Source organism: Micromonospora sp. NBRC 101691 (assembly GCF_030269285.1).
In the GTDB taxonomy this organism is placed as follows: domain Bacteria; phylum Actinomycetota; class Actinomycetes; order Mycobacteriales; family Micromonosporaceae; genus Micromonospora; species Micromonospora echinospora.
The window spans coordinates 23733-39060 of sequence record NZ_BSTB01000017.1 but is presented as its reverse complement, the minus strand read 5'-3'; the positions used below and the strand labels follow the sequence as shown (position 1 = coordinate 39060).

The 15328-nt window shown below is 72.6% G+C and carries 13 protein-coding genes; 10 read left to right on the top strand and 3 right to left on the bottom strand.

Annotated features, from left to right (window positions below; all coding sequences use genetic code 11):
• The first annotated feature begins 16 nt into the window (after positions 1-16).
• The 4 genes from QSK20_RS23395 to rocD are packed head-to-tail and all read left to right on the top strand — an operon-like array spanning position 17 to position 4498.
• A complete protein-coding gene (locus QSK20_RS23395; protein ID WP_285790752.1) occupies positions 17-919 on the top strand; it encodes an arginase family protein in 903 nt (300 codons plus the stop codon).
• Positions 916-2430, top strand: a complete 1515-nt coding sequence (gene argH, locus QSK20_RS23390; protein ID WP_285790751.1) for an argininosuccinate lyase — start codon at positions 916-918, stop codon at positions 2428-2430. The genes QSK20_RS23395 and argH overlap by 4 nt, the downstream gene beginning before the upstream one ends.
• Positions 2427-3236 carry a dimethylargininase gene (gene ddaH, locus QSK20_RS23385; protein ID WP_285790750.1) on the top strand — a complete coding sequence of 270 codons (810 nt, stop codon included), beginning with the start codon at positions 2427-2429 and terminating at the stop codon, positions 3234-3236. Before argH ends, ddaH begins: the two co-directional genes overlap by 4 nt.
• The gene (gene rocD / locus QSK20_RS23380; RefSeq protein WP_285790749.1) at positions 3233-4498 is read left to right on the top strand and encodes an ornithine--oxo-acid transaminase; all 1266 of its coding nucleotides are present in this window, start codon (positions 3233-3235) and stop codon (positions 4496-4498) included. The genes ddaH and rocD overlap by 4 nt, the downstream gene beginning before the upstream one ends.
• Before the next feature lie 81 nt (positions 4499-4579).
• Here the strand turns inward: rocD and QSK20_RS23375 are convergent, their stop codons facing one another.
• The 3 genes from QSK20_RS23375 to QSK20_RS23365 all read right to left on the bottom strand — a co-directional run bounded on the left by QSK20_RS23375 (position 4580) and on the right by QSK20_RS23365 (position 6143).
• Positions 4580-4819, bottom strand: a complete 240-nt coding sequence (locus tag QSK20_RS23375; protein WP_285790748.1) for a hypothetical protein — start codon at positions 4817-4819, stop codon at positions 4580-4582.
• 63 nt (positions 4820-4882) lie between these two features.
• The gene (locus QSK20_RS23370; protein WP_285790747.1) at positions 4883-5149 is read right to left on the bottom strand and encodes a hypothetical protein; all 267 of its coding nucleotides are present in this window, start codon (positions 5147-5149) and stop codon (positions 4883-4885) included.
• Between the two features lie 61 nt (positions 5150-5210).
• Positions 5211-6143, bottom strand: a complete 933-nt coding sequence (locus QSK20_RS23365) for an STM4015 family protein (protein WP_285790746.1) — start codon at positions 6141-6143, stop codon at positions 5211-5213.
• 448 nt (positions 6144-6591) lie between these two features.
• On the opposite strand from QSK20_RS23365, the gene QSK20_RS23360 reads away from it, so the two are divergent.
• The 6 genes from QSK20_RS23360 (at position 6592) to QSK20_RS23335 (ending at position 15282) form a co-directional block, all read left to right on the top strand.
• Positions 6592-9018, top strand: a complete 2427-nt coding sequence (locus tag QSK20_RS23360) for a carbohydrate-binding module family 20 domain-containing protein (RefSeq protein WP_285790745.1) — start codon at positions 6592-6594, stop codon at positions 9016-9018.
• Positions 9019-9187: 169 nt separating this feature from the next.
• A complete protein-coding gene (locus QSK20_RS23355; protein WP_285790744.1) occupies positions 9188-11011 on the top strand; it encodes a right-handed parallel beta-helix repeat-containing protein in 1824 nt (607 codons plus the stop codon).
• A 258-nt stretch (positions 11012-11269) separates the two neighbouring features.
• A complete protein-coding gene (gene mhpA, locus QSK20_RS23350; RefSeq protein ID WP_285790743.1) occupies positions 11270-12805 on the top strand; it encodes a bifunctional 3-(3-hydroxy-phenyl)propionate/3-hydroxycinnamic acid hydroxylase MhpA in 1536 nt (511 codons plus the stop codon).
• Between the two features lie 302 nt (positions 12806-13107).
• A complete protein-coding gene (locus QSK20_RS23345; protein WP_502888994.1) occupies positions 13108-14376 on the top strand; it encodes a family 16 glycosylhydrolase in 1269 nt (422 codons plus the stop codon).
• Between the two features lie 95 nt (positions 14377-14471).
• Positions 14472-14921: a helix-turn-helix domain-containing protein gene (locus QSK20_RS23340; RefSeq protein ID WP_285790742.1), complete on the top strand. Its 450-nt coding sequence runs from the start codon at positions 14472-14474 to the stop codon at positions 14919-14921.
• A complete protein-coding gene (locus QSK20_RS23335; protein WP_285790741.1) occupies positions 14914-15282 on the top strand; it encodes a DUF4180 domain-containing protein in 369 nt (122 codons plus the stop codon). The genes QSK20_RS23340 and QSK20_RS23335 overlap by 8 nt, the downstream gene beginning before the upstream one ends.
• Positions 15283-15328 lie beyond the last annotated feature (46 nt).

Below are 15328 nucleotides of genomic sequence, written 5' to 3'. Positions count from 1 at the left end.
CAGCGAGAGGTCAGGAATGCCACGTCGTCACCAGCCGCGGACGTTCGACCTGTGGGGGGTCCCCTTCGACGGGGGCTCCACCCTGGGTTGGCCGGGTTCGCGCTACGCGCCCGCCCGGGTCCGCGAGGCACTGGGCTGGATCACCCAGCGCATCGAGAACGGTGCCATCTACTCCCTGGACAGTGACTCGGTGCACGAGGTCGGCGACGACCTGCTGCGCGACCGGGGCGACGTGGACGTCGTCGGCCACGACATCCACGCCACCCTCGACGCCTGTTCCACCGCCGTGGCGGACTCGCTGCGGGAGGGCCGGTCGCCGATCGTCATCGGCGGCGACGACTCGGTCCTCTTCCCCTGCGCCCGGGGAGTGCACGAGGCCCTGCCCGGACGGGTCGGGGTCATCCACTTCGACGCCCACCTCGACCTGCTCGACCACAACCGGCACCAGGGCCGGGTCAGCCAGTCCAGCGGCATGCGCCGCAGCCTGGAACTCGACCGGATCAACGCCGACGACTGCATCCAGGTCGCCGTCCGGCACTTCAACTTCCCGTCCTCGGCGACCTTCAAGCGCACGTCCGGACTTCCCCACATCACCGCCCGGGAGTTCCAGGCGCTCGGCCCGGTCTCCGCCGTCGAGCAGATCCTCGACCGGGTCTCCGGCGCCGACCACATCTTCCTCTCCTTCGACATCGACGCGATCGACCCGGCGTTCGCCCCCGGAGCCGGCGCGCACGAACCGGGCGGTCTCACCTCCGGCGAGGCGCTGGAGGCCGTCCGGCTGCTCGCCCCGCACTGCGACGCGTTCGCCGTCACCGAGGTCAACCCGCTCACCGACCACCCCACGTCGACCACCGCCACGCTCACCGCGTACCTGTTGTTCCACTTCGCCGTCTTCGGCGCCGGAGGAGCCCGTCGATGACCACCGACCACGACCACCAGGGATTCCGGGCCACCGGCGTCCGGTTGACCGAGGAACAGCTGCCGCACCTGCGCAGCCACCGCACCGAACTGCTCGGCGACTCCCTGCCGGCGATCCACGCCTTCGACAAGGCCCACGCGGTGATGCTCACCGACCAGGGCCTGCTCGACCCGGCCACCGGCCGGGCCATCGTCGCCGCCCTGCGGGAGATGGACGTCCGGGGTGTCGCCGAGACCCGGATCGCCGCCGGTGGCGGCATGCACTCCGGCGAGCAGTACCTCACCGCCACCCTCGGTCCGGACACCGGCGGCCGGATCCACCTCGGCCGCAGCTCCGGCGACCTGATCGAGGTGGCCCGCCGGATGACGATCCGCTGGCACCTGCACGCGCTCCTGCCCGCCCTGACCGACCTGCGGGGCGTCCTGCTCGACCTGGCCGACGCGCACACCGACACGGTGATGCCCGGCTACACCCACGGCCAGCACGCCCAACCGACCACGTTCGCGCACTGGGCGACCATGTTCGAGCAGGCCTTCGCCCGGGACACCGAACGGCTGTTCGGGCTGTACGGCCGGCTGAACCTCTCGCCGGCCGGGGCGGCCATCCTCACCGGCAGCGACCTGCCGGTCGACCGGCACCGGGTCGCCGACCTGCTCGGCTTCGACGCCCCGCTGCCGCACACCATGGACGCGATCCTCAGTCACGACCTGGAGATGGAGACGGCGGCGCTGCTCGCCACCACCGGTGCCACCCTGGCCCGGCTCGCCGACGACCTCTACCTGTGGTCGACGTCCGAGTTCGGCTACGTGGAGCTGCCCGACCGGTACTGCGGCACGAGCAGCATCATGCCGCAGAAGAAGAACCCCGACGCCCTGGAGGACGTCAAGTCGGTCGCCACCCAGGCCCTGGCGGCCCTGGTCGGGGTGATCACCGCCGAACGCGGCCCGACCGGCTTCCCGATCCTCGAACGCCGCTACTCGCAGCAGGCGCTCTGGTCGATGTGTGGGTCGATCTCCGGCAAGCTCCGCGACTGCGCCGGGATCCTCGCCGACCTGCGCGTCGACCGGGACCGGCTGGCCGCCCAGGCGGGCGCGCACTGGGCCCAGGTGACCGACGTCGCCACCGCCCTCGTCCGGCACACCGGGCTCGACTGGCGGCACGCCCACCAGGTCGTCGGCGTCTTCGTCCGGCTCGGCATCGAGCGCGGGGTGACCGCCCCGGCGGCCACCTGCGCCCTGCTCGACGACGCGGCCCGGCAGGTGCTCGGCCGCGACAGCGGTCTGACCCCGGAGCAGTTCGCCGAGGCGATGGACCCGCACGCCTTCGTCGTCCGGCGGACCCTCTACGGCGGTCCGGCCCCGGAGGCGGTCCGGCGGGAGGCGGCCCGCTTCGCCGAGCGGCTCGCCGCCGACCGGCAGCGCGTCGGCGACCTGCGGCAGCGGGTCGCCCGCGCCGAGGCGGCCCTGGAGGCGGCCGTCGACGACATCCTCACCCGGGACGAACCGCGATGATCCGCACCGCCTCCCGGCGCGAGTACCTCATGTGCCCGCCGGCCCACTTCGACGTCACCTACTCGATCAACCCCTGGATGGACCCGGGGGTGCCGGTCGACCGGACCCGCGCGACCGCGCAGTGGACGCGGCTGCGCGAGACGTACCGCCAGCTCGGCCACACCGTGCACCTGGTCGACCCGGTGCCCGGGCTGGTCGACATGGTCTTCGCCGCCAACTGCGGCCTGGTGCTCGACTCCCTGGTCTACGGCGCCCGGTACCGCAACGTCGAACGCGCGCCCGAGGTCCCCGCCTACCGGGCCTGGTTCACCGCCGCGGGGTTCCCCAGCGTCCGACCGCCCGAGCACGTCAACGAGGGGGAGGGGGACTTCGCGGTCACCCGGAACCTGGTGCTGGCCGCCAGCGGCTTCCGCACCGACCCGGCCGCGCACGGTGAGGCGCAGGAGTTCCTCGGTCGGCCGGTGGTGTCGCTGTGCCTGACCGACCCGCGTTTCTACCACCTGGACACCGCGCTGTTCGTCCTCGACGACGACACCGTCGCCTACTACCCGGCGGCGTTCTCCCCGGGCAGCCGACGGGCCCTGGCGCACCTGTTTCCCGACGCCCTGCTGGCCACCGAGGCCGACGCGCTCGCCCTCGGGCTGAACTCCGTCAGCGACGGCGCGAACGTGGTGGTCGCGCAGGCCGCCACCGACCTGATCGCCCAACTCGCCGCCCGGGGCTACCGGCCGGTCCCGGTCGAACTGTCCGAGCTGGCCAAGGCCGGCGGCGGGGCCAAGTGTTGCACCCTGGAGATCCGCCGATGAGCATCCGCACCGAGGCCGCCGACCGGACCCGCACCCGCGCCGCGATCAGCCGGGAGGAGGCGGTGCTCGCCCACAACTACCACCCGCTGCCGGTCGTCGTCGCCCGGGCCGAGGGCGCCTGGGTCACCGACGTCGACGGTCACCGCTACCTCGACCTGCTGGCCGGATACTCGGCGCTGAACTTCGGCCACGGCCATCCGAGGCTGCTCGCCGCCGCCCGGGAGCAGCTGGCCAAGGTGACCCTGACCAGCCGCGCCTTCCACAACGACCGGCTCGGCCCGTTCGCGGCAAAACTCGCCGCGCTGGCCGGGATGGACCTGGTCCTGCCGATGAACACCGGCGCGGAGGCGGTGGAGACCGGGGTCAAGGTCGCCCGCCGCTGGGCGTACGAGGTCAAGGGTGTCCCCGCCGACCGGGCGACCATCGTCGTGGCCGCCGGCAACTTCCACGGCCGGACCACCACGATCGTCAGTTTCTCCACCGACCCGCAGGCCCGGGCCGGGTTCGGCCCGTTCACCCCCGGCTTCACCGTGGTGCCGTACGACGACCTCCCGGCTCTGGAGGCCGCTGTCGACGAGCACACCGCGGCCGTGCTCATCGAACCGGTGCAGGGCGAGGCCGGTGTGGTCGTGCCCGCCGACGGCTACCTCGCCGGGGTCCGCCGGACCTGCACCGAGCGGCGGGCGCTGTTCGTCGCCGACGAGATCCAGTCGGGGCTGGGGCGCACGGGCACGACGTTCGCCTGTGAGCGGGCCGGTGTCCGCCCGGACGTGTACCTGCTCGGCAAGGCGCTCGGCGGCGGCATCGTCCCGCTCTCCGCCGTGCTCGCCGACCGGGCCGTCCTCGGTCTGCTCCAGCCGGGCGAACACGGCAGCACCTTCGGCGGCAACCCCCTGGCGGCGGCGGTCGGCGAAGCCGTGGTGGACCTGCTCGGCACCGGCGAGTACCAGGCCCGGGCCCGCCGGCTCGGCGCCGTCCTGCGGGAGGGGCTCGACGCCATGATCGGCGACGGGGTCACCGCCGTGCGCAGCGCGGGCGCGTGGGCCGGCATCGACATCGACCCGGCCCTGGCCACCGGGCGGCACGTCTGCGCCGCGCTGGCCGCGCGGGGCGTGCTGGTCAAGGACACCCACGGTTCCACCGTCCGGATGGCACCCCCGCTGGTCGCCACCGACGACGACCTCCGGTGGGCGCTGGAGCAGCTACGGGACGTGCTGGCGAGCTGCCGCGCTACCGTCACCGGGCCCGGCCGGGCCCGGTGACAGTCGGGGGCTGACGGCACGACGGCCGCCGTCCCGCCGACACCGGCGGGCGGCGGCCGGGCCGCGACCGGTGAACAGTGGTCAGTCGGTCTGCCGGGCGGCGCGTTCCCGGTCGGCGTCGGCGTCGGCCGCGCCGACCGGGACGCCGTCACCGTCCCGGTTCGCCCCGGTCAGGTCGACGTCGGCACCGGCCCGGGCGGCGTCGGCCGCCGCGTCGTCCGCGCCGACGATCGCGGCGGTCGGCTCGGGACCGCTGCCGTCGTCCTCGTTCCGCAGGCCGGTGGCGGCCAGTGGTAGTGCCGCGTACCTCGGGTCGCTCATCTGGTCCTCCTCGACGTCCGGTTGCCCTGGTGCTACCCAGGCCGGGCCGTCCCGAACCGGACGTCACTCCCCGACGGCGGTGTACCGGTGGCTCTTCCTGCCGTACCTGTGGTCCTCCTGCGGGTCGGACACGTCCACCCGGACCCCGGGCAGGGCGGTGACCAGCGCGTCGGCGATCTCGGCGTTGCGCAGCCCGAGGCGGCGCAGTGCCGGGAAGCGCTCGCCGGCCAGCAGCGGGGCCAGGTCCGCCACCTCCGTGTCACCGCCGTAGTCGGGGGTGCCGATCCACAGCTCCAGGTCGGTCAGCGCGGGCAGCTCCGAGGCGACCACCGCCCGGGCGAACGCCGAGGACAGCGAAGGTCCGCGCGTGGCTGCCGAACGTCACCGCCGGTCACTCGCCGACGGCGGTGAAGCGGTACTCGTGGCCGTTGTAGACCTCGACCTTCCGGGCGTCCGAGAGGTCGACGTCGACGTCGGGGAGCGCGGCCACGACCCGCCGCTGCGCTTCGTCGGACAGGAAGTGGTGGGTCAGGTCGAGCCGGCGCAGGTGGGCCAACGACTGGCCGGCCAGCAGCGCGTCCAGGCCGTCGTCGGTGAGCACCCCCATCGACAGGTCGAGCACCTCCAGCCGGGCCACGACCGGCGCGTCGGCGACCGTCCGGGCGACCACGTCGGCGAGCTGGCTGTTGCACAGGCCCAGGTGACGCAGGGCCGGCAGCCCGGTGCCGGCCAGCAGCGGGGCGAGTTCCTCGGGACCGGTGCTCGCGCCGTAGTCGATGCGGCCGAGCCAGAAGACCAGCCGCTCCAGCGCCGGCAGTTGTGACTCGCCCACCGCCCGCACCACCGTGCCGGGCAGCCCGCCGGACTCGAAGCGCAGCTCCCGCAGCCCGTCGTGCCGCACCGGGGTCAGCGCGAGCTCGTTGCCGCCTCGCACCCAGAGCGTCTCCAGGGCCGGGTAGGCGGTCAGCAGGGGGGTGATGTCGGCCAGCGTCAGCCAGGAGATCTCGCACTGTTCGGAGACCAGGTCGGCGAGGAAGACCGCGCGCAGCCCGGTCCACTCGGCCGCCGCGTCCACCAGCAACTCGACCGGCAGCGCCCGCTCGTACGCGGTGCCCCACTCACCGACGACCACGGCCCGGACGGCCTCGGCGGGCACCGTCGCCCGGAACGTCGCGACCAGGTCGGCGAACTCCTCGGGCTCGGCGTCGAAGTCCTCGACCTCCAGCCTCCAGGCCACCGCCGACGGATCCGCCGGCAGGGGCTCCCCGGGGGTGAAGAGCCGCACCGGCAACCCGGCGAACGACGACGCATGCGAGCTGATCACGACAACCTCCGGTCGGACGGGTAGGCCAGCGGCGCGACGCTAACAGCCCCGACCGACAGCGCGACCAGTGGTGGCCCTCCCTCCGCTCGCCGACGCCCGGGTCCGTGGCCCGTCCGGCCAACGGCACGTCGTGGCGCATCCCGCTTCGCAAGGTGGTGCAAGAATCTGGAACATTTTGCGGGGACGCTACGCCGACGGCTCGTCGTACGTCAATCATCCTCCCGGGCATCGGGACGATGGTCCATCGAGGCGACGCGCTCCGGCTCGCTTACGTCCAGCACCTTGCGGAAATAGCCGGGGTCCTATGTGGCGGGCATGTTGCGGGAAGGTTGCGAAAAGTTCCCGCAAGCTCTTGCAAAGATTTCATCAATCCCTCATTGTTCTGCTACACGGACGGCCGTCCACTCTCGCCAGCGCCTCTTCGACCCCGGAAGAAGGTCCTCGTGCCATGGAACGTCTGAGATCACCCCTGCGCGGCCTCGCCGGCCGTGTCCTGCTCGCCGCCGCGCTCGTCGCGTCCGCCGCCACGCCGGCGGTCCTGGCGACCGTGTCCGCGACCCCCGCGCGGGCGGCCGTCACCCTGAACGACAGTGAGGTCACCGCGAACCTCTGGGAGTGGAACTGGCCGTCGGTCGCGGCCGCCTGCACCAACCACCTGGGCCCGGCCGGGTACGGCGCGGTCCAGGTCGCCCCGCCGCAGGAGTCGGTCAGCCTGCCGAACAGCCCCGACGGCGTGCACCCGTGGTACGAGGTCTACCAGCCGGTCTCCTACAAGCTGGAGAGCCGGTTCGGCAACCGGCAGCAGTTCGCCGCCATGGTCAACGCCTGCCACGCCGCCGGGGTGCGGGTGTACGTGGACGCGGTGGTCAACCACATGGCCGGCACGAACAACCCGGCGGGCAGCGTCGGGTACGCCGGGACCCAGTTCTCCGGCTACAGCTACCCCGCCGTGCCCTACGGCAACGGCGACTTCCACCGTCCGGGCGACAACTGCCCGACCAACGGGACGATCAACGACTGGAACAACGAGGCGCAGGTCACCAGCTGTGAGCTGCTCTCCCTCTCCGACCTCTACACGGAGAAGGAGGCGGTCCGTAACAAGATCGCGGCCTACCTGAACGACCTGATCGGCCTCGGCGTCGACGGCTTCCGGGTGGACGCGGTCAAGCACGTCAGGAAGGACGACTTCGCGGCCATCCTGGGCAAGCTCAACAACACGGTCGCGGAGAACCGGCGTCCGTACGTGGCCCAGGAGATCTTCGACGGCGCCAGCAACGACGCGCTCAAGGCGCGGGCGTTCATCGGCAACGGCGACGTGCTCGACTTCGCGTACGCCAAGGGGATCCGCTCCGCCTTCCAGGGCTCGATCTCGGCCCTGGCGAACATCCCGAGCTGGAACCTGGACGCGCCGAGCGCCAACGTCTTCTCCATGGTCACCAACCACGACCTGGAGCGGGACGGGGTCGTCCTGTCCTACAAGAACGGCACCGACTACGTCCTCGCGAACTACTTCGCGCTGGCCTACCCGCACGGCAAGCCGTCGGTCTACGACAGCTTCTCCTGGAACAACCGCAACCAGTCCCCGCCGCACAACGGCAACGGCCACGTCACCGACACCGTCTGCGGCAGCGCCTGGAACTGCCTGAGCCAGACCACCGGCATCAAGGGCATGGTCGGCTGGGCCAACGCGGCGCGGTCGGTCAAGACCGTCTCCGACTTCACCACCGTCAACAACAACGTCATCGGCTTCCACCGCGGTGACCGCGCCTGGATCGGCGTCAACGACTCCGGTACCGCCGCCAGCGCGCAGTTCGTCACCGGTCTCGCCGACGGCGAGTACTGCGACGTCATCTCCGGCGGGGTCGGTGGTTCCGGCTGCACCGGCGCCCGGGTCACCGTCTCGGGTGGACGGGCCACCGTGAACATCCCGGCCAACAACGCGGTCGCCATCCACGTCAACGCCCGGCCCACCCCGGGGGTCACCGTCAACACCACGTTCACCGCGACCGCCTCCCTCGGGGCCGGACAGACCCTGCACGTGGTCGGCAACACCCCCGCGCTCGGCGGTGGCAACACCGCCAACTCCGTCGCCCTGACCGGCAACGGCAGCACCTGGACCACCACCGTCGCGCTGCCGGCCAGCACCGCGATCTCCTACCGGTACCTGGTCAGGAACGGGTCCACGGTGGTGGGGCAGGAGGCGACCGACCGTGCCTTCACCACCCCGGCCAGCGGCACCGCGACCCGCACCGACACCTACGTCCCGGGACCGGTCGGCGACACCGTCGAGGCCACCTTCACCGTCACCGCCTCCACCACCGCCGGCCAGGGCGTGTACCTGGTGGGCAGCGTCCCCGCGCTCGGCTCCTGGGCCCCGGCCTCGGCGGTCGAACTGACCGCACAGGGCGGCGTCTTCCGGGGCGTGGTGCAGCTGCCGAAGTCCAGCACGGTGGAGTACAAGTTCGTCAAGAAGAGCACCTCCGGCACGGTCACCTGGGAATCCGGCGCCAACCGGAGCCTCACCACCCCGGCGGGCGGCGGCGTCACGGTCACCGAGACGTTCCGGGGGGACACCGGCACCTCGACGGTGGCCACCTCCTTCCAGGCCACCGCCACCACCTCCTGGGGACAGAACGTCTACGTGGTCGGCAACGTCGCGGCCCTGGGCTCGTGGAACCCGGCCAACGCGGTGCCGCTCTCCTCGGCCGCCTACCCGGTGTGGGGGGCCACGGTGAACCTCCCACCGAACACCGCGGTGGAGTACAAGTACCTCAAGAAGAACGCCGACGGCACGGTGACCTGGGAGGGTGGCGGCAACCGCAGCTTCAGCACCTCCTCCGGCGGCACCGTCACCCGCACCGACACCTGGCGCTGACGCGCCGACCACCCCTGCCACGGCCGGCCCCGAGACGGGGGCCGGCCGTCGGGCGTCGGTGGGAGCGTGCCCCACGAGAGGTTGACAGGGCTGAATGCGGGTTCGTACCGTCAGCGGGGAAAGCGCTTTCATCCTCCGCCACCGTCCCCGTCCCCGGAGGTACGTCCACATGCGTCCGTCCCGCCAGCGTCGGCTGGCCCTCCTCCTCGCGGCGGTGCTCGCCCCCGCCGCCGCGTTCGTGGTCGGGCTCGCCGCGACCGCCTCCGCCGCCACCGTGTTCAGCGACGACTTCTCCGACGGCGACACCGGCGGCTGGTCGAAGTCCGGCGGCAGTTGGGCCGTCGTCACCGACGGATCCCCGGCCGCCCGGCAGTCCAACGCCGGCAGCGAGAACGCCCGACTCTTCGCCGGCAGCACCAGCTGGACCGGGTACACCGTGCAGGCCCGGGTGAAACCGCTCAGCCTCGGCGCGAACGGCCACGTCGGCCTGCTGGCCCGCGCGAGCGGGTCGACGGTGTACTACCGGCTCGCCCTGCTGCCCGGCGACCGGGTGCAGTTGCAGGCGGTCAGCGGCAGTGCGGTGACCGTGCTCGCCACCGCCTCCCGTACGGTCGCCCCGGGGACCTGGTACACCCTCTCCGTCGAGGTCACCGGCACCACCGTCCGGGGCAGCGTGGACGGGACGGTGATCGGCCAGGGCACCAGCACGCTCTCCAGCGCCGGCCGGATCGGCCTCCAGACCGCGTACGCGTCGGCGACCTTCGACGACGTGGTGGTCAGCACCGGCGGCGGCACCCCGCCGACCACGCCACCGCCGACCACCCCGCCCACCAGCGCGCCGCCGACCACGCCGCCCGCGACCACCCCGCCGCCGACCACCGCGCCGCCCCCCTCGGGCACCCTCTTCGTCGCGACGAACGGCGACGACGCCAACCCGGGCACCCTGGCCCAGCCGCTGCGGACCATCCAGCGCGCCCACGACCTCGTACCGCCCGGCGGCACCATCGCGGTCCGGGGCGGCACCTACGCCCCGAGCGTCACCATCAAGATCCTCAAGGACGGCACCTCGTCGCAGCCGATCACCCTTACCAACCACAACGGCGAGCGCGTGGTCATCGACGGCGAGAACATGCCGTACACGCCGGGGGCCGTGGGCTCCTCCATCCCCCGCTCCGACCGGGGGGCGCTGCACATCGAGGGCGACTGGTGGCGGTTCGTCGGTCTGGAGATCATCAACGGTCCGTACGGCATCTTCGGCGTCGACACCAACAACGGCCGGTACGAGCGGCTGGTCACCCGGGACAACTACGAGTCGGGCCTGCACATCCAGGGCTCCTCGTCCGGCAACCAGATCATCGACCTGGACAGCTACGGCAACCGGGACCCGCGCAAGAACGGCGAGAGCGCGGACGGGCTGGCGATCAAGGAAGGCTCCGGCACCGGCAACGTGGTCCGGGGCGCGCGGCTGTGGCGCAACGCCGACGACGGCTTCGACGCGTGGCTGTTCCTCTCGCCCATCCTGATCGAGAACAGCGTCGCCTACGACAACGGCTACAACTACTGGAACCTGCCCGACTACACCGGCGACGGCAACGGCTTCAAGAACGGCGGCGGCAACGACCCCCGTCCGGCCGTCAACCACGTCACCCGCAACAGCATGGCCTGGGGCAACTCGGCCGGCGGGTTCATCGACAACGGCAACCCGGGCTCGCTGGTGTTCGAACGCAACACCGCCTGGGACAACGGCAAGGCCGGCTTCGACGTCTCCCGTTCGACCTCCACGGTCAACCGGAACCTCTCGGTCGGCAACACCACGAACGTGTCGCTGGGCAACTCCACCGGGTCGAACAACTCGTGGAACCTCGGCGGCACCTGGACCTTCGTGAGCACCGACCCCGCCACCATCACCGGTCCCCGGGCGGCGGACGGGTCCATCCCGAGGTCGACCTTCCTGCATCCGGCGAACGGCGCGGACGTGGGCGCGCGGCTCTGACCGCACCCCGCGCGGCGCTGCCGGCGGTTCCTCCGCCGCCGGCAGCGCCGCCCACCTCGGGTCCGGGCGGCCGGTCCGACGCCGGAGCCGGTCGTACGGGTGACGCCGGGCCGCGCGAGGTGCCCCCCGCCGACGTGTCGGGACCTCTACGGTGGTCAGCCGGAGCCGTTCCTGTAGCCGAGGAGAGCCGATGGTCGACCCCCGCCGCCGACGTGTCCCCACCCGTCCCGGGGCGTCCACGACGGACGGCGCGGGACGGTGAGCGCGCCGGTGCCCGTCGTCATCGTCGGTGCCGGCCCCACCGGCGTGACCGCCGCGCTGCTGCTCGCCGGGCACGGCGTCCGGTCCGTGCTCCTCGACCGGTGGGTGGACGTCTATCCCCGGCCCCGGGCCGTGCACCTCGACGACGAGGTCTACCGGATCCTGCACCGGATCGGGGTGCACGAGCGGTTCGCCGCCATCTCCCGGCCGGCCGAGGGGCTGCGGTTGCTCGCCCCCGACCACCGGGTCCTCGCCGAGTTCCGCCGGGGCACGGCGGCCGGCGTGCACGGCCATCCCCAGGCGAACATGTTCGACCAGCCCGAGCTGGAACGCCTGCTGCGCCGTCGGCTGGCCGAGGAGCCACTGGTCACCCTCCGTGGCGACGTCGAGGTCACCGGCGTCGACCGGGACGGCGGCGGACCGGTGCGCGTGCGTCTGGTCGACCGCGCGTCGGGAACGGAGGAGACGCTCTCCGCGCGGTACGTGCTCGGCTGCGACGGCGCCAACAGCACCGTCCGGCCGCTGATCGGCTCCACCATGCGCGACCTCGGCTTCGCCCAGCGCTGGCTGGTGGTCGACGTCGACACCGACGCCGACATCGACGCGTGGGAGGGCGTACACCAGGTCTGCGACCCGCATCGCGCCGCGACGTACATGCGGGTGGGGCGACGACGGTACCGGTGGGAGTTCCGGCTGCTGCCCGACGAGACGGCCGCCGACCTCTCCGCGCCGGAGACCCTGCACCGGCTCGTCCGGCCCTGGACCGGGGAGGTGCCCTTCACCGCGCTCACCGTGACCCGCTGTGCCGAGTACACCTTCCGTGCCCAGGTCGCCGACCGGTGGCGGGCCGGACCTGTCCTCCTCCTCGGCGACGCGGCCCACCTCACCCCGCCCTTCATCGGCCAGGGCATGGGCGCCGGCCTGCGCGATGCGGCCAACCTGACCTGGAAGCTCGCCGCCGTCCTCGCCGGCAGCCTGCCGGAGGGCGTGCTGGACAGCTACGAGGCGGAGCGGCGGCCACACGTCACGTCGTTGATCCGGCTGGCCACGCTGATCGGCCGCGCGATGACCGAGGGGGGCGAGGTCGGCAACCTGCTCCGCCGGGTCGTCGCCCCCCGCCTGGCCTACCTGCCCGGTTTCCGGGCGAAGGTCCTCGACAGCGCGACCCCACCGCTGCCACGGTCGGCGCTGCGTCAGCGTCGCCCGTCGCCGCGCAGCCTGCACGGCCGGCTCTGTCCGAACGTGCTCCTCGGTGACGGCCGCCGGTTCGACGACGTGGTCGGCCCCTGCTTCGCGGTGGTCACCGTCCGGGCGCTGTCGACCGAGGCGGCCGGGGCGTCACGGCGTCACGGCGTGGTGCCGGTGCCGGTGGACCGGGCCTCGGCGCTCGGGCGCTGGCTGCGGCGGGCCGGGGTCGACGCGGCGCTGGTCCGTCCCGACCGGACGGTGATGACCTCGGGGAACGACGTCGCCGCCCTGGTGGAACGGGCTCCTTCCGTCCGCTGTGTCGACCTGCCGCCGGTCGCCTCCTGACCGGCGGTCCCCGAACCGCCCCGTCCCGGGCCGGGGAAGGGGGTCGGCAGCCCTGATCATGGGGCGCGGCCTGCGCTTCGGCGGCCGTCAGGCTAATTGGCAACAGTGTTGACAAAAAGACCAACCATCGACATGCTTCGCTAGAGAGCGCTCTCTCGTCCGCCGGGTGGAAGCGGTGCCGCCGGTGCCCGCCGTCAGCCGTGGGCGCGTCCGGCGTCACCCGGCCGGATATCGCGCCGCGCCTGGCGGCGGCCGACGGCACGCCGCCGCCCGGACCGCTCCACCACGCGAAGGAGATCCCCGTGCCCCGATTCCGAATTCCCCCGCGAACCCGCACACTCGCCCTCGCCCTCGCCCTCGCCGCGGTGGTGGGGTTCACCGCGGCGCCCTTCCTGCCCGCCGGTGACGAACCCGCGCAGGCCGCGATCGGCGGCATCACCTGGCAGGACGAGTTCAACGCGCCGGCCGGGACGCCCGTCGACCAGAGCAAGTGGCGGTTCGACATCGGCGGCCACGGGTGGGGCAACAACGAGCGGCAGTACTACACCAACAGCACCAGCAATGCGGTGCACGACGGCCAGGGCAACCTGGTCATCACCGCCCGGCGGGAGAACCCGAACAACTACCAGTGCCACTACGGCCGGTGCGAGTACACCTCGGCCCGGCTGCTGACCGCCGCGACGTTCACCCAGGCGTACGGCCGCTTCGAGGCCCGCATCAAGATCCCCCGGGGGCAGGGCATCTGGCCGGCGTTCTGGATGCTCGGCAACGACATGGGCAGCGTGGGCTGGCCCAACGCCGGCGAGATCGACATCATGGAGAACATCGGCCGGGAACCGAACACCGTCTACGGCACCATCCACGGGCCGGGCTACTCCGGCGGTGGCGGCATCACCGGCAGCCGGACCATCGGCGCCCCGCTGGCCGACGGCTTCCACACCTACCGGGTGGACTGGGAACCCAACTCGATCATCTGGTACCTCGACGGGGTCGAGTTCCACCGGGTCGACCCGAGCCGGCTGGGCGGCAACCGCTGGGTCTTCGACCACCCGTTCTTCATGCTCCTCAACGTCGCGGTGGGCGGCAACTGGCCCGGCTACCCGGACGGCACCACCAGCTTCCCCCAGCAGATGCTTGTCGACTACGTCCGGGTGAACGGCTACACCTCCGGTAACAACCCGCCCCCGGGCACCACCCGGCTCCGGGGCGTGGGCAGCGGACGCTGCATCGACATCCCCAGCGCGAACCCGATCGACGGCGCCAAGCTCCAGATCTGGGACTGCAACACCAGCGCCGCGCAGCAGTGGACGTTCGCGTCCGACGGCACCGTCCGGGCGATGGGCAAGTGCATGGACCCGGCCTGGGCCGGCACCGCCAACGGCACCGAGGTCAACCTGGTCACCTGTAACGGCAACCCGGTCCAACGGTTCACCCTCAACGCCGCCGGTGACCTGGTCAACCTCAGCGCCAACCGGTGCGTGGACGTCCGGGAGAACGTGACCGCCAACGGCGGCAAGCTCCAGCTCTGGGACTGCGCGGGCACGCCCAACCAGAAGTGGACCCGGTACTGACGATCGCTGGCTCCGGCCGGCTGGCGTGTCCTCCGGCCGGAGCAGCACCACCGCAAGATTCCCTATCCTTCCTTCGTGAGGTAGTTTAGGGAGTGATGAGCGAAGAACTGTATTCGGTTGAGCAGGTGGCCGACCGGCTCGGCCTGCACGTCCGCACGGTGCGGGGCTACATCCGCAGCGGCCGGCTGCGGGCGATCCGGATCGGCAAGCAGTACCGGATCACCGAAGCCGACCTCGCCGTTCTGACCGGGCGACCGGCCCAGCCGGCCGGGGCGGTCGCGGTCGAGGTGTCGAGCATCGTGCAGGTCGACGGCGTGGACCGGACGGCGGCCGACCGGCTCGGCACCCTGCTCCTGGCCGGGGCGAAGACCGTCCGGGACCCCGCCCGACCACTGCGCATCCAGACGGTCCACGACGACGAACGGAACCGCATGAAGATCGTGATACTCGGCGGTGCCGCCGCCACCGCCGACGTGCTGCACCTGGTCGAGGCGGTGCTCGACGGGGACAACGGCCTGCTCGCCGGGGAGACCCACGGTGGCTGACGTGGTGCAGGAGCGGGCCGGCGTGCGGGTGCTGGTCTGCGACCCGGACGGCCCGCCGGTGGCCACCGTGCAGGACGCGTTGGACCTGGTCGGCGCGGCCTTCCTCGGTGCTGAGGCGGTGGCCGTACCGGCGAGCCGGCTCGGCGACGAGTTCTTCTCCCTGGGCAGCCGCTTCGCCGGCGAGGTCATGCAGAAGTTCGTCAACTACCGGCTGCGGCTGGTGGTGCTCGGCGACATCTCCCGGCACCTCGCCGCCAGCTCCGCACTGCGCGCCCTGGTCCACGAGTCGAACCGGGCCGACCACGTCTGGTTCCTGCCCGACATCGAGGCGCTCGACGCCCGGCTGCGCGCCACGGCCTGACGCCCGGCCCCGCCGCGACGGCGTCCCGGCCCCGGAGGGGCCGGGA